Annotated in this window: 18 protein-coding genes; 9 read left to right on the forward strand and 9 right to left on the reverse strand. The window is 49.0% G+C overall.

The features are described 5' to 3' along the window. The first annotated feature begins 307 nt into the window (after positions 1-307). Entirely contained in the window at positions 308-478 is a 171-nt protein-coding gene (locus ACFOET_RS07395) for a hypothetical protein (RefSeq protein ID WP_379021121.1), read from the forward strand. On the opposite strand, the gene kdsA is transcribed toward ACFOET_RS07395, so the two are convergent. Together kdsA and recQ are read right to left on the reverse strand one after the other, a co-directional pair. After that, on the reverse strand, positions 475-1,293 hold the full coding sequence (kdsA, locus tag ACFOET_RS07400; RefSeq protein ID WP_379021123.1) for a 3-deoxy-8-phosphooctulonate synthase: 819 nt from the start codon (positions 1,291-1,293) through the stop codon (positions 475-477). The genes ACFOET_RS07395 and kdsA overlap by 4 nt on opposite strands. Positions 1,294-1,360: 67 nt before the next feature. Then, on the reverse strand, positions 1,361-3,553 hold the full coding sequence (gene recQ / locus ACFOET_RS07405; protein ID WP_379021125.1) for a DNA helicase RecQ: 2,193 nt from the start codon (positions 3,551-3,553) through the stop codon (positions 1,361-1,363). A 97-nt stretch (positions 3,554-3,650) separates the two neighbouring features. Here recQ and ACFOET_RS07410 point away from each other — a divergent pair, with 97 nt between their 5' ends. The 5 genes from ACFOET_RS07410 to ACFOET_RS07430 all read left to right on the forward strand — a co-directional run bounded on the left by ACFOET_RS07410 (position 3,651) and on the right by ACFOET_RS07430 (position 9,466). Then, the gene (locus tag ACFOET_RS07410; RefSeq protein ID WP_379021127.1) at positions 3,651-4,616 is read left to right on the forward strand and encodes a KpsF/GutQ family sugar-phosphate isomerase; all 966 of its coding nucleotides are present in this window, start codon (positions 3,651-3,653) and stop codon (positions 4,614-4,616) included. A 104-nt stretch (positions 4,617-4,720) separates the two neighbouring features. Next, positions 4,721-5,803: a mannose-1-phosphate guanylyltransferase gene (locus tag ACFOET_RS07415; RefSeq protein ID WP_379021129.1), complete on the forward strand. Its 1,083-nt coding sequence runs from the start codon at positions 4,721-4,723 to the stop codon at positions 5,801-5,803. Between the two features lie 27 nt (positions 5,804-5,830). Next, a complete protein-coding gene (locus tag ACFOET_RS07420) occupies positions 5,831-6,604 on the forward strand; it encodes an enoyl-CoA hydratase/isomerase family protein (protein WP_379021131.1) in 774 nt (257 codons plus the stop codon). Positions 6,605-6,651: 47 nt separating this feature from the next. Then, positions 6,652-8,544 carry an OmpA family protein gene (locus ACFOET_RS07425; RefSeq protein ID WP_379021133.1) on the forward strand — a complete coding sequence of 631 codons (1,893 nt, stop codon included), beginning with the start codon at positions 6,652-6,654 and terminating at the stop codon, positions 8,542-8,544. A gap of 43 nt (positions 8,545-8,587) precedes the next feature. Next, positions 8,588-9,466 carry an SMP-30/gluconolactonase/LRE family protein gene (locus ACFOET_RS07430; protein WP_379021135.1) on the forward strand — a complete coding sequence of 293 codons (879 nt, stop codon included), beginning with the start codon at positions 8,588-8,590 and terminating at the stop codon, positions 9,464-9,466. A 6-nt stretch (positions 9,467-9,472) separates the two neighbouring features. Here the strand turns inward: ACFOET_RS07430 and ACFOET_RS07435 are convergent, their stop codons facing one another. From ACFOET_RS07435 to ACFOET_RS07455, 5 genes are all read right to left on the reverse strand, one after another. After that, the gene (locus tag ACFOET_RS07435) at positions 9,473-10,036 is read right to left on the reverse strand and encodes a type 1 glutamine amidotransferase domain-containing protein (protein ID WP_379021137.1); all 564 of its coding nucleotides are present in this window, start codon (positions 10,034-10,036) and stop codon (positions 9,473-9,475) included. Positions 10,037-10,084: 48 nt separating this feature from the next. After that, complete coding sequence (pdeM, locus tag ACFOET_RS07440; RefSeq protein ID WP_379021139.1) at positions 10,085-10,747, reverse strand: ligase-associated DNA damage response endonuclease PdeM; 663 nt, start codon at positions 10,745-10,747, stop codon at positions 10,085-10,087. A gap of 4 nt (positions 10,748-10,751) precedes the next feature. Beyond that, on the reverse strand, positions 10,752-13,223 hold the full coding sequence (locus ACFOET_RS07445; protein ID WP_379021141.1) for a ligase-associated DNA damage response DEXH box helicase: 2,472 nt from the start codon (positions 13,221-13,223) through the stop codon (positions 10,752-10,754). Positions 13,224-13,311: 88 nt separating this feature from the next. Further along, positions 13,312-14,916: an ATP-dependent DNA ligase gene (locus ACFOET_RS07450; protein WP_379021143.1), complete on the reverse strand. Its 1,605-nt coding sequence runs from the start codon at positions 14,914-14,916 to the stop codon at positions 13,312-13,314. Continuing rightward, positions 14,913-15,905 (reverse strand): ligase-associated DNA damage response exonuclease, encoded by a 993-nt coding sequence (locus tag ACFOET_RS07455; protein ID WP_379021145.1) that lies wholly within the window; start codon positions 15,903-15,905, stop codon positions 14,913-14,915. Before ACFOET_RS07455 ends, ACFOET_RS07450 begins: the two co-directional genes overlap by 4 nt. A gap of 62 nt (positions 15,906-15,967) precedes the next feature. Here ACFOET_RS07455 and ACFOET_RS07460 point away from each other — a divergent pair, with 62 nt between their 5' ends. Further along, a complete protein-coding gene (locus tag ACFOET_RS07460; protein WP_379021147.1) occupies positions 15,968-16,408 on the forward strand; it encodes an acyl-CoA thioesterase in 441 nt (146 codons plus the stop codon). 80 nt (positions 16,409-16,488) lie between these two features. Here ACFOET_RS07460 and ACFOET_RS07465 read toward each other — a convergent pair whose 3' ends face one another. Both ACFOET_RS07465 and folB read right to left on the reverse strand, forming a co-directional pair. Then, the gene (locus ACFOET_RS07465) at positions 16,489-16,926 is read right to left on the reverse strand and encodes an Hsp20/alpha crystallin family protein (RefSeq protein ID WP_379021149.1); all 438 of its coding nucleotides are present in this window, start codon (positions 16,924-16,926) and stop codon (positions 16,489-16,491) included. A 100-nt stretch (positions 16,927-17,026) separates the two neighbouring features. After that, positions 17,027-17,422 (reverse strand): dihydroneopterin aldolase, encoded by a 396-nt coding sequence (gene folB / locus ACFOET_RS07470; RefSeq protein ID WP_379021151.1) that lies wholly within the window; start codon positions 17,420-17,422, stop codon positions 17,027-17,029. A gap of 214 nt (positions 17,423-17,636) precedes the next feature. Between folB and ACFOET_RS07475 the strand changes: the two genes are divergently transcribed. Further along, positions 17,637-18,812 (forward strand): acyl-CoA dehydrogenase family protein, encoded by a 1,176-nt coding sequence (locus tag ACFOET_RS07475; RefSeq protein WP_379021153.1) that lies wholly within the window; start codon positions 17,637-17,639, stop codon positions 18,810-18,812. 56 nt (positions 18,813-18,868) lie between these two features. Next, entirely contained in the window at positions 18,869-19,609 is a 741-nt protein-coding gene (locus tag ACFOET_RS07480; RefSeq protein ID WP_379021155.1) for a 3-keto-disaccharide hydrolase, read from the forward strand. Positions 19,610-19,683 lie beyond the last annotated feature (74 nt).

A 19,683-nucleotide genomic window follows, 5' to 3' on the forward strand; every position in this document is an offset into this window, starting at 1 on the left:
AAGGTAGATTATACGCGGCTAATATACATTATATTCTATTATATGCAGCTTTTTTCTAACATTTCTTACTGGCTACCTCAGACATGTCAACCCCGTTGAATAGAATTAAGAAAATTATTGATTTCAAAGGCAAAAGTATAAGCGCTTTTGAAATATCAGCAGGCCTCTAAAACGGAGCTTCGGCGGCCAATTGAAAAAGCAGAAGACAATCGGCGTGGATAAATTAGAGAATATACTAAAAGCGCATCCAGATCTCAGTGCGGATTGCGTGCTTTTAGGTAAAGGCAAGATGTTATAAGAGGACGACTTGATAACACCCAGACATGGGCGCATGGTTTACACCGATTTAGCTACACTGGAAAGAAATTATGAGCGCGTGATTGAGTCCTTGTACAGTGTCATCGCTGCTCAGCAAAAAATGATCGCCGCACTGGAGGAATTAGTGGACAGAGTGCTTAGTGAAACAGCAATTCGCTAACACACTGCTTCCCTTAATCGGATCAATTTTCGCAGCAGACTCTCGAGCACATCCAAATGCAGCATGTTTGCACCATCGGATTTAGCGTTGGCTGGATCAGGGTGGGTTTCGATAAACAAACCGTCGGCACCGACAGCGATTGCCGCCTTAGCAATGGTCTCTATGAGGGCAGGTTTGCCGCCTGTAACGCCCGACACTTGATTAGGCTGCTGCAGCGAATGTGTACAATCCATCACAACCGGTACACCGAAGCTGCGCATTTCCGGAATACCTCGGAAGTCAACAATGAGATCTTGGTAGCCAAAACTATTCCCTCTATCGGTTAGCATAACCTTGCTGTTGCCTGAGTCCACCACCTTATCCAAGGCAAACCGCATAGCTCCCGCCGACAAAAATTGGCCCTTCTTTACATTTACGCCCTTGCCCGTTTTTGCCGCGGCTACAAGCAATTCCGTTTGTCGACAAAGAAAGGCTGGTATCTGCAATACGTCTACGAATTCCGCAGCAATGGCAGCCTCATGACTCTCGTGTATGTCAGTCACCGTGGGTATGCCGAAGGTATCACCAATCTTGCGCAAGATGTTCAGCGCTTTTTCATCACCGATTCCGGAAAACGAGTCGGCCCGAGAACGATTAGCCTTGCGAAAAGAACCTTTGTATATATAGGGTATCTTCAGTCGGTCCGTAATCGACACGACGCGTTCAGCAATTTGCATGGCGATGTCTTCTCCTTCGATGACGCACGGGCCGGCCATCAAAAAGAAGTTCCCAGAATCTGCATGCCTGATACCAGGTACAATTAAGTCGATAGTCATAACTCATTCGTTTATATAGGCTCCGCAACGCCGAAAGCCTGACAGCTCACAATTTGCACTTCTCAAGTCAATTTCCTAATTCAGACATAAACTTAATACGCATCAACTGAATTTCTTCGTACGTATAGTCTTCCGACCCTAAGTCCCGAAGCGCTTGGTCTATCGAGTCAACCTCGGCACTCCGAAAATAATCGAACACTTCGTCCTGCCGGTCTTCATCAATAATCTCATCAACGAAATATCCTAAATTAAGTTTAGTGCCCGAGTTTACAATAGATTCCACCTCCTTCAGTAAGTCCTCGTAGCTGATACCTTTGGCGTGAGCAATGTCTTCCAGCCCGATCTTACGGTCGATGTTCTGGATAATGGACACCTTCAATGCGGATTTGTTGGCCGTACCTTTGATAACAAGATCCTGTGGACGATCAATCTCGTTTTCCTCGACATATTGTTTGATGAGCTGCACAAATTGGCTGCCAAATTTCATCGCTTTCCCCGCCCCTACGCCATGTATTTGCTTTAGCTCATCAATAGTGATCGGGTAATGGGTACACATCTCATCTAACGAAGGATCTTGGAAAATCACAAACGGCGGTAGCCCTTTCTGTTTGGCTATCTTTTTCCGCAGTTCCTTCAGCATTTTCAGCAATTGGGTATCCACGGCACCGCCGGTCTGCTGGGTGGGTTCATCTCCCCCATCTTCGGTTGCGGCATCCATCGGCTTATTCAAAATAAACTTAATGCCGTAGGGATTTTCAATAAAGCGCCGACCTGATTCAGTGAGCATCAATAGTCCGTAGTGATCAATATCCTTTGCTAAAAAATTATTTAATACGGCCTGCCTGATCAGCGATTTCCAATAGATAACCCCATGCTCTTTCCCAGCACCAAACAAAGGATGGGTGTCGTGCTTATAGGAGGAAATAGGTTGGTTGTTTTGACCCATAAAGACATTAATGATGTGATGGTCATCAAATTTTTCACCTTGTTGCTGAATAAATGTCAACACGTTCAGCAGTGATGCATCTGCATCGAAAGACGTCTGTTGACTACTGCAATTATCACACATGTTGTTGCAGCCCGTTTCATCGAAATTTTCCCCGAAATAATGAAGAATCTGCTTTCGGCGGCATACGGAAGATTCGGAATAGTCAATCACCTCCTTTAGTATTTGGGTGCCTATCTCACGCTCAGAAACAGGCTTATCCTTCATGAACTTCGTCAGCTTTTCGATATCTTTCTCTGAATAGAACGCTAAGCAATGCCCTTCACCGCCATCACGTCCGGCCCTCCCCGTTTCTTGGTAATAACCTTCCATGCTTTTGGGGATATCATGATGGATCACGTAGCGCACATCCGGTTTGTCGATGCCCATACCGAAAGCTATAGTCGCGACAATCACTTCAACGTCTTCCATCAAAAATTTGTCCTGCGTCTCCGCCCGTGTCTTCGCATCCAGCCCGGCATGATAAGGAAGCGCCTTAATTCCGTTAATGCTCAGCACTTCAGCGATTTCTTCAACTTTTTTGCGGCTGAGACAATAAATAATGCCGGACTTTCCTATGTTATTCTTGATAAACCGTACGATTTCTTTTACGACATTTCGTTTCGGCCGCACCTCATAATACAAATTTGGCCTGTTGAATGACGATTTGAACATCGTCGCGTCGTTCATCTGAAGGTTTTTGCGGATATCCGACTGCACCTTCGGGGTGGCTGTCGCGGTGAGCGCAATCACTGGTATCCCGCTCCCGATCGAATTGATGACCGAGCGAATTTTCCGGTATTCAGGCCGGAAGTCGTGTCCCCATTCAGAGATACAATGCGCTTCGTCTACAGCCACAAATGAAACCGTAATCAACTTTAAGAATTCCACGTTTTCGGCTTTCGCCAACGACTCAGGAGCCACATAAAGCAGTTTGGTCTTCCCAGCGATTACATCCTGCCGCACACGGGTTATGTCACTTTTGTTCAATGAAGAGTTTAGGAAGTGTGCGATACTATCGTCCCCACCGAAGGATCGCAGCTGATCGACCTGATTTTTCATCAAAGCGATAAGTGGCGAGATCACTATGGCAGTACCTTCGCTCATCAGTGCAGGCAGTTGATAGCAAATAGATTTCCCTCCCCCCGTGGGCATGATCACAAATGTATCTTTCTTTTGTAGGATGTTGGTGATTATTGCTTCTTGGTCACCTTTAAACGCGTCAAAACCAAAAAATTCCTGTAAATTGTCAAATAATCTTTTCTCTATTTCCATTGCGCTCTTCGCAAAATTTAGACAGACTGATAACCAAAGAATGGCCAAAATAACATATTTTTGCGCATATCAGTATCTAAAATTATAAAATATATTTGTGAAAAGCAATTCCGAAATTAAAAATATCGCAATAAACGTTTTGACCCAAGAAGCGGATGCTTTGAACAAACTGACGGAACGAATTGGAAGTGATTTCATTGCCGTAGTAGAAGCCATTTTGGGATTAAAGGGCCGCGTTGTCGTAACAGGTGTAGGTAAAAGCGCTATCATTGCTCAAAAAATTGTGGCGACGCTGAACTCGACGGGAACACCCGCTATTTTTATGCACGCTGCCGATGCCATTCACGGCGATCTTGGCATCATCCAGGCGGAAGATTTGGTGATGGCGGTCTCCAAAAGCGGAAATACACCCGAAATACGGGTTCTGGTGCCGCTTTTAAGGCAAACATCAAGCCAGTTCGTCGCTATTGTGGGAAACACACGATCTTACCTGGCCCAGCACGCTGACTTCGTCCTTGATACCACGGTAGACAAAGAAGCCTGCCCGCATAACCTTGCTCCCACCACCAGCACCACCGCACAGCTGGCGATGGGCGATGCCCTGGCGGTTTGCCTATTGGAATGCCGACAATTCAGCGACCGTGATTTCGCCCGCTACCATCCCGGCGGTGCATTGGGTAAACGCTTGTATCTAAAGGTCTCAGACCTCTCTGCGCAAAACGGCAGGCCAAGTGTCCAGCCTGATGCATCAGTGAGGGAGGTGATCGTTACGATTACTCAACATCGATTGGGGGCGGTTGCTGTAGTCGCTAATCAAAACCTGATAGGGATTATCACAGACGGGGATATAAGGCGGATGCTGGAGAACCACCAACAAATCGATCAGCTCCACGCAAAGGATATAATGGGCCGATCGCCGAAGACAATTGACCGGAATGAGTTAGCCATCAATGCGTTCACTATCATGAGGGAGAACAATATTACACAACTTTTGGTGATCCACAATCAGTCTTATGACGGAATTGTTCATTTGCATGATTTGCTCAAGGAAGGGATTATTTGAGATGTTGGATTTTAGGTTGTAGATTTACAGCTTCATACTTAGGTCATTTGTCAAATTTTCGATTATTGATTGGTAGCCGAATTATCATTAAAAAAGAACCATACATGAAGAATTATTATGCCGTAATCATGGCAGGAGGTATTGGTAGCCGGTTTTGGCCGGTAAGCCGCACGCGAAAGCCCAAGCAGTTTATTGATATGTTGGGTACGGGGAAAACGCTTATCCAAGCAACCTATGAGCGCTTTCAAAAAATTGTTCCGGAAGAGAATATTTTCGTCGCCACAAACGAATCGTATGCAGACCTGGTACGCGAACAACTTCCGCAGCTATCACAGGGCCAGCTGATACTCGAGCCAATCATGCGGAATACCGCCCCCTGCATTGCCTATGCGAGCCATAAAATACAGCAATTGAACCCAGACGCCACCATGGTCATCGCACCGGCAGATCACCTGATTCTCGAAACAGATGTCTTTGTCAACGATGTGACCAAAGGACTTGAATGTGCCGAAAGCAAAGACTGGTTAATTACATTGGGCATTAAGCCCTCGCGCCCGGACACCGGCTACGGATACATCCAATATGGAAAAAGTGCTTCGGCCCCGGGTTTTAAAAAGGTAAAAACCTTTACCGAGAAGCCGAATCTCGAACTAGCGAGAACCTTTCTGCAGAGCGGCGACTTCCTCTGGAACGCAGGGATATTCATTTGGTCGGCTAAGTCCATCATCCAAGCTTTTCAGAAATATCAAACCGAAATGAATGAGGTGTTCAAAGAAGGAGTTGAGGTGTATAACTCCGACCGCGAAGCCAAATTCATTTCAGGAGCATTCGTGCGCTGTGTCAATATATCCATCGATTTTGCAGTCATGGAAAAAGCAGACAACGTTTATGTGTTGCCAACAGACTTCGGTTGGTCCGATTTGGGTACATGGGCGTCCATTTACGAGTTAGCAGAGAAAGATTATCTTGGCAACGTGTCTTCATCAGCTAACAATGTAATCGTGTACGATTCTTCCAACTGCATGATCCGCGCACCAAAAGACAAGTTGGTCATCGTCAAAGGGCTGCATAATTTTATAGTTGTCCAGTCAGACGACAGTTTAGTCATCTGTCCGAAGGATCAGGAACAGGACGTTAAGCAAATCGTTACTGACGTAAAGGAAAAATTCGGAAACAAATATATTTGATAATGTCGCGTTCTAAGTCTTCTTATTATGCAATCAGGATTTGTGAACACCGAAATATGCAGCAATGGGCTGACCGCTATTACCTTCGGTCATCCCGCGCATAACGCGCTACCATCCGCTTTGTTGGCCGAGTTAAAGCGTCAGATTCAAGCTGCAGGCACCGATTCGCGTACTAAGCTTATCTTGCTGAAAAGTGACGGACAGGGCACGTTTTGTGCGGGCGCAAGTTTTGATGAGTTGCTGGCCATTACCGACGAGGAGTCCGGCAAAGTTTTTTTTTCTGGGGTTGCCGACGTTATCAACGCGATACGGAAATCGCCCAAACTGGTCATCGGACGGGTACAGGGCAAAGCAGTAGGCGGTGGTGTAGGACTGATCGCAGCATGTGATTACTGCCTCGCTGCGGAAAGGGCTGCTGTGAAACTGAGTGAAATCAGTATCAACATCGGACCTTTTGTCATCGCACCAGCGTTGGAGCGGCGTATAGGTATCTCCGCATTAACCCACCTCGCACTCAATCCGACGCTGTTTTTCGATGCACAGTGGGCGCAACAACAGGGCCTATTCCATGCCGTGTTGCCGACTATTGGAGAGCTGGATAAAGCAGTTCAGGAGTTTTGTGACCCTCTGCTCAACAAAAACATCGAAGCGCTCACTGCCCTTAAAAAAACGTTTTGGCTTGGTACAACGCATTGGGATCAACTTTTGTATGATCAAGCCGCTATCAGCGGCCGTCTGGCACTCAGCAAAGAAACCAAGCAGCTGTTGCAAGCGTTTAAGCAAAATAAGAAGAAAAGCTAATTTGTCGTACTTTAGTACATTGAAATAATTCGTTCATGCGAAAACCAATGTATATCTTGATGTTCTTCTTACTCCTGCTACAGTTCTCCGCGTATGCCCAGCCGCGAGCGGGAAACAAAAGGGCGCAAGAGGCTTTCGAAAGGGCATCCGACCAATTGAAAAACAGGCAATATCTGGAAGCCATAGCGTCACTGGAATCGGCCGTAGCATTCGATCCAAAATTTGCGGCAGCTCATCAGCAGCTTGGTGACATCTATCGTAGGCAACGGGATTATGAAAAAGCCGCACAGTATTATTCTTGTGTCATTCAGCTGGATTCGACATTAACGTCGCTTACCTGGTTCGGTTTGGGAGAAAGCCTCCTCCATATTGGCGACTACGAACAAGCATTACCGGCTTTCCAGAGATACCTAGCCTCCCCCGCATTAGATGAGGCAGGCAGGCGACGGACTATCAAATACATCGCCGACTGTGAATTTAGCATCGCTGCCCTCAAGCGGCCAGAAGCCTTCCGACCTTACAATCCTGGACCGGCCATCAATAGCCAATATGATGAATATTTCCCAAAACTTACGGCAGATCACCAGACGATCATCTTCACCCGCAAGAAAGACGAAAGGGAAAACTTCTATGAAAGCAAGCAAGACAGCAGCGGTACATGGCAACCCGCCAGATCTCTCCAGGGCGAGGTCAATTCGGCACTACACAACGAAGGCGCCCACTGTATTTCACCTGACGGGAAATACCTGTTCTTCACCGGCTGTAACCGTCCGGATGGCCTGGGAAGCTGTGATATTTATGTGTCAAGGCGTGAGGGCGATCGCTGGGGACCCCCACACAACCTCGGCGCGCCGGTCAATAGCCGCGGATGGGAAGCACAGCCCGCATTGGGCGCGGACGGGCGTACGCTTTACTTTGTCAGTAACCGCCAAGGCGGCCAGGGTGGATACGACATATGGAAATCAACGTTGCAAGACAACGGACAATGGAGTATTCCAAAAAATCTAGGCCCAACGATTAACACGCCCTATGACGAAAGCTCACCCTATATTCATGCAGACAATCGCACACTGTATTTCGCATCCAACGGCTGGCCTGGATTCGGGGATAAGGATATCTTTAAGAGCCAAGTGGACAGCGCAGGCAATTGGCAGCTGCCTATCAATCTTGGCTACCCGATAAACGACCACCATGAACAGAGTGCATTGTCCGTAAGCATGAACGGGAGGCAGGCCTTTTTCTCCACGCGCCGGCCGGACGCCTTGGGCGGATTGGACATTTATTACTTTGACTTGCCCGAGTCTGTCCGGCCGCATCCGGTGGCCTATCTTAAGGGGATCATTATGGATGCTGAGAATGGATCCCCAATTGAAGCTGAAGTGGAAGTAACCGATATTTTGGCTGATAAATTGATGTATCGCGAACGGGCGGATTATGAAGATGGCATGTTTTTGGCACCGCTGCCTTTCGGCAAAACATATGCCCTGCACGTCAAACAGCCGGGATATCTGTTTTATTCGGAAAACTATCCACTTGACGAAAGCGTGAAAATCAATGACGCCTATGAGATCCGCATTGCATTGTCCCCGATAAAAGTCGGAAACTCAGAAACACTCAAAAATATTTTTTTTGAAACAAACCGATATGAACTCCTGCCCGAGTCGAAAAGCGATCTAGATCACCTTATTGAATTTCTCAACCTGAATAGGTCCGTTCGAGTGGAAATAGGCGGGCATACAGACAACACTGGAAGCGAAGCACATAATCAAGTACTTTCGGAAAATCGGGCCAAAGCGGTGCATGATTACCTGCTTCATGCCGGTATTACAGCCGCTCGCCTATGTTATAAAGGGTTTGGTCAGTCTCAGCCAGTAGCGAGCAATGAAACGGAACGCGGAAGACAGCTCAATCGAAGGACCGATTTTAAAATTATTGAATAATGAATCTGCCGCGTCAGCGCTGGCGCGACACAAATATGGTCTAATGAATAACAAAATTTATCTATCAACACTGCTATCGCTTTCTCTTGGCTTGACTTCCACCGCACAAGTCGTCGCACCAGGCGCCGAACTGCAATTGATATCCGATCAATTCAGTTTCACGGAGGGGCCTGCGGTTAGTGCGGAGGGAAGCGTCTACTTCACCGACCAGCCCAATAACCGGATATGGAAATACGATACCGATGGAGGTCTATCTGTTTTTTTGGAACCTGCAGGACGGGCCAATGGGCTATATTTCGACAACGAGGGTTACCTGATCGCCTGCGCCGACGAAAAAAACGAACTTTGGCGTATCAGCATGGATAAAAATATCGAAAAACTGGTCGTAAACTTCGAAGACTCTCTTTTCAACGGTCCCAATGACGTGTGGGTATCTCCTACCGGGGTAATCTATTTTACAGACCCCTATTATCAGCGGGAATACTGGACAAGGACATCACCTGATATGAAACGGCAAGCGCTATACGGGTATAAAAACGGGGAAGTGGCCCGCTTAGACGGTGAATTCAGAAAACCTAATGGTATCATCGGTACCCCTGACGGCAAAAATCTTTATGTGGCTGATATCGGTGACAATAAAATTTATCGTTACTCCATCCGACAAGACGGTACCGTGTACGGTAAGCAGCTTTTTGCACAGCAGGGTTCCGACGGTATGACCATCGATGAAGCAGGAAATGTTTACCTCACGGGCAAGGGGGTGGATGTGTATAGCTCAACAGGCGAAAAAATCAAACACATTGATGTGCCGGCCAATTGGACTGCCAACGTTTGCTTCGGTGGACCGGACCGAGATTTCCTTTTTATTACCGCGGGCAATAAAATATTTTTATTGAAAATGGCTGTAAAGGGGATAAAATAATCCCCCTTAAGCATGCTGCCCCTCATGTTTGCCTTCAGCAAATTCCTCGATAACTTTCTCGTTGAAATCCGGAAGATCATCAGGTGTTCGGCTCGTCACCAATCCTTGGTCTACGACAACGGCGCTGTCTTCCCAAAGCGCACCGGCATTGATCAGGTCTTTGCGAATGTTGCTTACAGAGGTCATTCTCCGACCTTCAACCACTTCTGCGTCAATCAGTACCTGCGGGCCGTGACAGATCGCCGCTACCGGCTTTCCAGCTTTAAAGAAAGCCTTCACAAAATCGAGGGCCTTTTCATTTACCCTGAGCTTATCCGGATTGATCACACCACCAGGAATCAGCAATGCGTCATAGTCATCCGGGCTGGCCTTGTCTAAGGGCATATCCACGTCGAAATCCAAACTCCATTCGTTCCCTTTCTTGCCACGCACCACTTCTCCGTTTGGCGATACGATATGGGTAATTCCGCCGGCCAGTTGAATGGCGTCTCTGGGGCTTGTCAATTCGATTTCTTCAAATCCGTCTGTTGTCAGAATTGCTACTTTCCGTTCTTTTAATTCATCTGCCATATTGCACTCCTTTTTATTGCTGTTGTAATAATAGTTACATGCAAAAGATTAGATTGTTTTATCCTTTTTCCACTCCCAGACGTTATTCCCGGCTATCGGATAAATGCGGGCATCCCTGGTGGGCGCCATGACGTGCAGTCCGGTCAGTGCACCGAAAGCGGGGAGCAATAATGTTTGCTCACTATAGTAAAAACAAGGCAACCGATGGGTCTGCTTTCCCGCAGCGGGAATAACGCAACCCGGATGGATGTGGCCTGCAATGTTTAGCTCGCCGGCGGACGCAATCCCAACAGGATGGTGGGTACAACGGATATGCGGAGCAATGAAATAAGAAGGCATCACCTCAACCGCAATATGATCCAACAAATTGTCGGAGAGAATATCGTGGTTTCCACGCGTCAGGATGAACCGCGTAGATGGGTTGGCCGTTCGGAGCCGCTCAAAGCTTAACCATTCGCTATTCAGGTCACTATGGAAGAGGTCGCCCAGAAAGACCAATGTTTCGACATCATGGTTTTTCAGCAATGATTGCAGGCGCATTGCATCGCTATCGACGGGCAACGCAGGCATGAAGATGCCGGCTTTACGGAAATGTGCGGCCTTGCCCAAGTGCCAGTCGGCAACAATCAGTGTACGGTATTGGGGGAGCAAAAGTGCTCTTTCGGGCAATAAAATCAGGCGCGTACCCAAGAGTTGAATAATCTTTGCCATACGGTTACGCCTCCAATTGGGCTTTCAATTTCTCCAACCTCGCTTGCCAGTCCTCATTGCTGTAACGCTCCCGAAAAGATTCGGCAAATACGGGAAAAGCAAACGGGGTAAGCTGGTCCGGCCGTTGCACTATGATGCGGTGTGTGCTGATCCGCTCAAACGCCTTATGCATGCGCGACGCCTCTAGCTGGAAATCATACACCTCATCATATGCCTGTCGGAGCAATAGGTTGTCAGAATCATACTCCTCAAATACCGAGAAAAATAGCCCCGAGTTGGCTTGCAGATGCTTCGTCTTCATCTGTTTGCCCGGATAACCCTGGAATACGAGGCCTGCGATGCCGGCAATGTCCCTAAATTTACGCCGCGCCATCTCCCGAATGTTGATGCCTCCACGGATATCATCAACCAGTTTTTCCGTGGAAAACAGGCCTGCATGCAGCGCTTCATCCAACGGAAGCGGATCATCGCAGAGCAACTCGAAACCGTATTCATTGCTAGCAATACTGAAGGTAGCCTTCCGGATGCTGCTTAACCGGTAAGCCACCACAGCAGCCATGCCCTCGTGCACCAACTTCCCTTCAAACGGATAAACGAACAAGTGATACCCATGGCGGGTGCGAATGTATTCCATCAACAAATCATGCTCTCCTGGTAGGGCCGACACGCGGCGCTGCTCAACGAAAAGCGGCTGAAGGAATAGCAATTCCGCTGGTAAGCTGCGGCTCTTCCGGTGAATCTCCGTGAATGTATGCCGGAGTGCTGCACCGAAATTATCCGAAATCGGAAACCTGCCTCCCATCCATGAAGGTACCGTGCCTTTTTTGCCGGCGGCCGGGCGGACAATGGCCTGGATGTCCTTTACGCGTACCAGTTCAAGCAATCTCCCGGAAAACCAGAACGTATCGCCGGGCTGTAGCCGAGAAATAAACCATTCCTCTATGGTACCGAGGTATTTGCCGCTCAAATACTGCACGCGCATCATTGCATCGGAGACAATGGCGCCGATGCTCAACCGGTGACGCATTGCTACGCGCTTACTCGTGACCTTATACAGGCCATTATCCACCACTACTTTGTGAAACTCTTCGTAGGTATCGAGCGTACGGCCGCCTTGGGTCACCATTAGCAGGCATTCATCAAATTCACAGCGACTGATGGACGAAAAACAATGCGTTCGTTTGATCTCGGCATACAGCTCATCCGCCCGAAAGCCATCGGACACCGCGAGCGTGACCATGTATTGCAACAGCACGTCAAACGACCGGACATAGGGTAACCGCTGTTCCAACAGCCCGTTATGTACGGCATGGCGGATGGCTGCCCCTTCCATGATTTCAAGGGAATGGGTAGGTAAAAAATAAATTTTACTCGTTTCACCCGGGCGGTGGCCGCTCCGCCCTGCGCGCTGTACAAATCGAGCCACTCCTTTAGGCGATCCGATCTGCACGACGCAATCCACAGGGCGAAAGTCTACGCCCAAGTCCAGGCTGCTTGTGCACACCACCGCTTTGAGTATTCCCCGGTGCAATGCGTCTTCTACCCAAAGACGCAATTCCTCGCTCAAAGACCCGTGATGAATGGCCAACGCCCCGGCAAGCTGCGGAGCAGCATCCAACAATCGGTGGTACCAAATCTCCGCTTGCGAGCGGGTGTTGGTAAACAATAGGGTTGACTGATGCGCATTGATAATGGGCAAAACCTTGTCAATCATTGCAGTGCCCAAATGCCCGGCCCACGGAAAGCGTTCCAGTACATCAGGCAATAAGGTTTCCATGTGGATGTCCTTTTTCAGGCTGGCACGTACCAGGGTACCCTTACCCTCCCCGCCCATTAAAATCTCCATGGCCTCTTCAAGATTGCCGATGGTTGCAGAGATACCCCATACCTGAAGCCCCGGACAGATGGCGCGGAGCCGGCTGAGCGCAAGCTCGATCAGCACACCCCGTTTACTGCCCATCAATTCATGCCATTCATCGATAATTACGAACTCCAGTCCACTGAAATACTCGCGGTATCCTTTGGATGCCATCAACAGATGAACACTCTCGGGCGTTGTAATAAGTGCTTGGGGCGCAGAGGTCTTCTGCCGTTGCCGTTCGGCAGCATTTGTATCGCCGGTGCGTAGCCCGATACGGTAGTCAAGCTCCAAATCATCGCTTACCGAGCGGGTAGCTTGAAGTATTTCTGCAGAAAGTGCCCGCAACGGTGTGATCCACAAGCAGTGAATGCCTTTTTTTCGCCGTTCGTCTCGGTAATAGCGCTGGAGTACGCCAAACCATATGGCGAACGTTTTTCCATATCCCGTGGGTGCATTTAGAAGACCCGACTTGCCTTCAGCGATGGCTGCCCAAGAATCCTGCTGGAAGCGATGCGGCTGCCAGCCTTTATTGAAAAACCAAGTATCTGCAAATACGTTCAACGGCAATATATCCTCTTGAACAAAGGTACGGTTTTGCGCGTGAATTTGACCCATGGACATCGAGGAGCAGGATGTAAATTCACGTGCGCTATTTAGAAGAAGGTATCAAGTCAGTATTCAGGAGGTGCCCGCAACGATCAGTTCACCTATTCGCTGCATCAATCAATTGCAGCAAATCCGCTTTGGTATTGGCTTCATCGGCTTTTTTGTCTCGGCGCCATCGCAATATTCGGGGGAACCGCAGCGCCACACCCGATTTGTGGCGGGTGCTTTGCTGGATACCTTCAAAAGCAATCTCAAAAACATGGTGCGGTGTTACGCTGCGCACAGGACCGAAGCGTTCTGTTGTATTCCGTTTAATCCAAGCATCCAATTCCGTGATCTCATGGTCAGTGAGCCCCGAATACGCTTTTGCGAAAGGCACTAAAGTCCCCGCTTCATCCCATACAGCGAATGTATAATCGGTGTATAAGTTTGCCCGGCGTCCATGCCCGCTTTGGGCATAGATCAGCACGCCATCGGCTGTCAGCGGATCAGTTTTCCATTTCCACCAGTTTCCCTTTCTGCGGCCACTGCCATATGAACTGTCCCGACGCTTGAGCATTACCCCTTCGCAATTGAAGTCACGCGCCTGTTGACGGAAAACCGCCACTTCAGCCCAGTTGTTGAACGGCATTATCTCCGACAGCAATAGGACGTTTTGGGCGTCCGTTGGCGCGGAAAGCAGCGCTTCAAGCAGATCTCGGCGGTAACTCATTGGCATCTCGCGAATATCCTTCCCTTTCCATTCCAGAAGGTCATAGCAAACCATCACCAACGGTGCTTCCTGAAGCGCCTTTTGGGAAAGGTTCTTCCTCCCGATGCGTGTTTGCATGACCTGGAAAGGTAATGGCCGTCCATCCTGCCAAGGAATGATTTCGCCGTCGATGACTGTGCCACCGGGCAAAGACGCCGTCAGTTGTGCGAATTCCGGAAATTTATCCGTCAGCAAATCCTCTCCCCTGCTCCACACGAATAACTGGCCATTGCGCACGATGATCTGGCCCCGTATACCATCCAGCTTTTTTTCGATGTACCAATCATTGATATCGCCAAGCGACTCGGGGGGAGCGTCCAATTGGTAGGCCAAATAAAATGGGTACGGTTGGAAATCACGGGTGCCGGATGCAGGTTCAGAAAACAGCGACATCATCGTCTCCTCTGCTGGAACCCATTTGCCCATCAACCGGTGTGCAACGGCCGCCTCCTGCATGCCGAGATGGATGGAAAGTGCTTTTATAACTAGTTGCCGGGATACGCCGATCCGGAAATTCCCGGTAATCAGTTTAGTGAAAATAAACCGCGCATCCTTGTCAAGATGCTGCCAATAACCGGTGATGATCCCCCTTTTCCGCCCATCTGACTGTTTCAGTAGCGTAGACAGTTCGTCAATTACATCAGGCAGCCGGTAATCATTCTTTGAAAGCGGATTGGGCGGAAGGACTAACGAGATGGCCTCGGCCAGATCGCCCACGATGTGATAGGATTCCTCGAAAAGCCAGTCGGGTATTCCCGCTGCCTCCGCTGCCCACGCCTTGAGATCACTGGTCCTTACCGGGCGCCTCGGTCGGTTGCCGATCAGTAACGCTATGGCATACAGGTTATGCCGGTCACTGCTGTCTGCAAGGTAACTGACAATGGCGGCAATTTTTTCGTTGGTCTTCGTCGTCTGGTCGATGGCTGTAAACAATCTAGTGAACCGTTTCATAAGTCGTCCTCCACCGTTTCTGAACCATGCAATTGGATTTCCTTTGCCTGAAGTCCTTTTCCTTCGCGCAACCACCGGGCAAAAGGTCCTTCATAGCCGTGAGTTACATAGACCGTTTCGGCTTCTGTGGCAACTATCGCATCGTTTAGCTGTCTCCAGTCGCAATGGTCGGACAGGACAAAGCCCCGGTCCACTCCTCGGCGCCGGCGGGCACCGCGAAGCTGCATCCAGCCGCTACAAAGCGCTATCCGGTAGGGTAACAATTTCTTTAGCCAAGAGGAACCGAATGTGGAAGGTGGCGCCACGATAATGGCACGGCTTACCGCTTTTCGGTCGGTATCGGGCGTAATACGCTCTCCGGGAAATTGAAAGCCGATTCCGCTCAATGTCGCATTCACGTTCGCCACGGCGCCGTGGAGGAATACCGGACCAATGGTTGTATCCAAATGCGCCAGCAGGGTCTGTGATTTGCCTAGCGCGTAGCCGAGTATCACGCTGTTAAAGCCATCAGCGGCGTTGCGCGCACACCACTCGTTGATCGCAACAAAAACAGTGCTCGGATCAGGAAACTGATAAACCGGCAAGCCGAATGTCGATTCGGTGACAAAATGGTGGCAACGTACCGGTTCATAGGGTTCACTGAGCCCATCGTGGAACAACTTATAGTCCCCGGAAACCACCCAAATCTCTCCCTTGTATTCAAATCTTACCTGGGCCGAACCGATGATGTGCCCAGCGGGGTGCAAACTTATGCGTACACCGTTTATTGTGCGTGTTTCCGCGTAATTCAACTTCTGAATTGCGATGTCCATCCCCAGCCGCAACCGCAAGATCGGAGCGGTGTGTTGGTGGCAAAGATACTTTCCCATTCCCCCTCGGGCATGGTCGCTGTGCGCGTGGGTAATTACCGCGCTTTCCACGGGAAGCAACGGATCGACATAAATGTCAGCCTGTGGACAATAAATACCACGTTCGGTAAATTTCAGCATCGTTTAAAGGTAAACAAAAAAATGGGCTTCTTGGTTTATCGATATTATTACTATGTTTGGGTATGGAAAATGTTTTCTACGAAGGTCAAATCATATGGGCTCAGATCGATGCCAATCGGCACCTTAGGCATTCGGCGTACGCCGATCTCTGTGCGCAAGCAAGAAGTAATATGCTAAAAGATATGGGGCTTTCGCTCGATAAGATTGCAGAGATGAACATCGGGCCGGTCCTCTTCCGTGAAGAACTTATGTACCTGCGTGAAATACACCTAAATGATGACGTCCGGGTAACGGTCGTGATGACAAGATACAACACAGCCAACTCCCGGTTTTCATTCCGGCACGAGATTTACCGGTCGGACGGCACCAAATGTGCCGTGGTAACGGTAGATGGTGCATGGATGGATATTGCCAAACGCAAGTTGACAGTGTTGCCCGCTGAATGGCAGACGATTGTAGAACGTCTCCCAAAAGGCGAAGATTTTCACGAGGTATCAGTTTGATGCAAAAAATAACCCTCGAAGTCAGTGACTCCAAGGGTTATTTTTTTGAACGTTACGTTTCTTATTTACGCGACTCTTCGTTATTTTACTTCGATCAATCGAGAAGCAACTTTGGCTTCTTCTTTTTTGCCGATAGCCACCTTCAAAACACCATCCTTGTAATTGGCATCGATGCTATTGTGGTCAATGCTATCGGGTAAGGTAAACGAACGAGTGAATGACGCGTAACTATATTCGCGCTTGCTGTACTTTTTGTTTTCATCGGTGTTTTCAACCTTCTTTTCGGCAGAGATGGTTAATACGTCTCCGTCTACATTGATTTTGAAATCACCCTTTTCCAAGCCCGGCGCTGCTAACTCAATGTGGTAGGCGTCGCTCGTTTCCGCAACGTTTACTGCCGGTACTCGAGAGATGAAGCGGTCGGATAGAAACGAATCATTGAAGATAGGGTTGAAAAAATCATTTACCCAGTTATCCACGCTTCCGTTCTTGTTTCCAGAAAATTTTACCAGTGTCATATTTTATTCCTCCTATAATTTTATTTAACCTCAGCAACAACTTTCCAAAATGTATACCAATGGAAATATAGGCTCTTAACATGACGTTTTGACACTAAAATCAATTATCTACAAGACATTTTGTCGCACGACTGCAATTCCAAGTTAACTTTACGGTCGCTTTTGCATTCTCGGTGCCAAAGGGCGGTTGGCTTTTACAAAGATTCACTTCAATATGATCTACAAAGGGAAATGCTTCACGGATTCGATAAAGAATAGATTCGGCAACAGCTTCCATAAGTTTGCGTGGTTGTTCCATCTCTGTCTTAGCGATCGCATAAAGTGTTTCATAGTTGACCGTGCGAGACAGGTCATCTTCGGTTTTCCTGCGCTTGTAAAATGCTACGTGGATTGCCACGATGAACTCGGTACCAAGCACCTGTTCTTCCGGATAGTAGCCGTGGTAGGCATAGCACTTCAAGTCAGTGAGTGATATCTGCTGCCGGGTTGTTTCCATTGAGCAAACCTACACGAAATCAGCAAACATTACAACCCCGAATTTCCGCATCAGGAACGCTTCTCCAAACCAAACTGGACGCCATACGTGCCAAAGCAACGGTAAGAAAGCGCTAGTTGAAGACCTTACAAGAAAACTGAACATCGGATAAGCGTCACATTACTTGTTCCCTAAACCAGATTTTATCGTTATAATTGTCTGCTAAATTAACGTTATGGGCCAATACCAAGCACCAGACTATTACCTTTTGGACGAACTCATCGGTGATGAGTACCGGCTTATCCGCGACAGCGTGCGGCAGTGGGTCAACAGGGAGCTGTTGCCCGTCATTGAAGAATACGCCCAACGTGCGGAATTTCCGCACCAGCTGCTTCCTGGTATGGCACAGCTTGGGCTCTTCGGCCCCACCATCCCGGAAGAATATGGCGGGGCTGGGCTCGACTACCTCGCTTATGGCATCATGATGCAGGAATTGGAGCGGGGTGACTCTGGAATTCGTTCGACGGCTTCCGTGCAGGGATCGCTCGTGATGTACCCCATCTATGCTTTCGGCAGTGAGGAACAAAAACGGCACTACCTCCCCAAGCTGGCCGGTGGAGAACTTATTGGCTGCTTCGGCCTTACAGAACCTGACCACGGCTCCAACCCAGCGGGCATGCTCGCCCGCTTTAAAGACGACGGCGACTATGTGGTGCTCAACGGCGCCAAGATGTGGATCTCCAACGCGCCTTTTGCAGATATTGCGGTTGTATGGGCTAAAAATCCGGAAGGCAAGGTGCAAGGGCTCATCGTCGAGCGTGGCATGGAAGGCTTCTCCACGCCGGAAACCCATAACAAATGGAGTTTGCGGGCCTCGGCTACGGGTGAACTGGTATTTGACAATGTTCGGGTACCCAAAACCCACATCCTTCCGGGTGTAACGGGCATGCGCGGTCCGCTCAGTTGCTTAAACCAGGCCCGCTATGGCATCGCTTGGGGGGCACTGGGCGCGGCGATGGATTGTTATGATACGGCCCTGCGCTACGCCAAAGAACGCAAGCAGTTCGGCAAACCCATCGCATCATTTCAGTTGCAGCAGAAAAAGCTGGCCGAGATGATCACCGAGATTACCAAGGGGCAATTGTTGGTATGGCGACTAGCCACGTTAAAGAACGACAACCGCGCTACACCGGCGCAGATATCCATGGCGAAACGCAACAGCGTTGCAACCGCACTCCATGTGGCCCACGAAGCCAGGCAAATACTTGGTGGTATGGGCATTACGGGCGAATATTCAATCATGCGGCACATGATGAACCTGGAATCGGTCGTTACCTATGAAGGGACGCACGACATCCATTTGCTCATCACGGGCATGGACATTACCGGAATCAGTGCCTTTGGTGGCTGAATAGGGCAATAAGCCGGTGCGTTCAGACAGAAAAACTAATAAAACGTTAACTTTATATGGATACAAAATCAGTTATTTCCGCCGGAGCAGTCGCATTACTGACGCTGCCGGTCTTAGCGCAGACAAAGATGAAACCAGAGGAGACCGAAGTATGGGAGCCCGAACCGCGCGTGGTGACCACCTACCCTGACAAAGCACCATCCGACGCCATTGTATTGTTTGACGGCAGCTCCCTCGACCAATGGGTGAGCCGGAAGGATGGTTCTTCCCCTGCTGAATGGGAGGTGGCAGACGGTGCTTTTACCGTGGCTCGTGGCAAAGGCGACATTCAAACCAAACAGGAATTCACGGATTATCAATTGCATCTGGAATGGCGCACTCCCACGAAAATCGAGGGCGAAGGACAAGGCCGTGGAAACAGCGGAGTTTTCATGCAAGGACTGTATGAGGTGCAAGTGCTGGATAGCTACAATAACCGCACGTATTCCAACGGACAGGCCGCTAGCATCTACAAACAACGCATTCCGCTGGTAAATGCCACCAAGCCGCCAGGCGAATGGCAGACGTACGATATCGTATGGACAGCCCCGCGCTTCAATGCCGACGGCATTTTGATCAGCAAGGCGCGTATAACGGTCATCCACAATGGAGTGTTGGTACAGAATAACGTGGAATTGGATGGGGCCACTGAATACATCGGCAACCCCAAATATAAGGCGCATGGCCCTGGCCCTATCATCCTTCAGGACCATGGGAATCCCGTAAGTTTCCGCAATATCTGGATCAGGCCTTTATAAAACGGACGTAAATAGCAAACGGCCGAGCATCGTTTCGATGCCCGGCCGTTTATTACGTATCAACTCACCGCTAT

Origin of the sequence: Parapedobacter deserti (assembly GCF_042646065.1) — a bacterium.
Taxonomy (GTDB): domain Bacteria; phylum Bacteroidota; class Bacteroidia; order Sphingobacteriales; family Sphingobacteriaceae; genus Parapedobacter; species Parapedobacter deserti.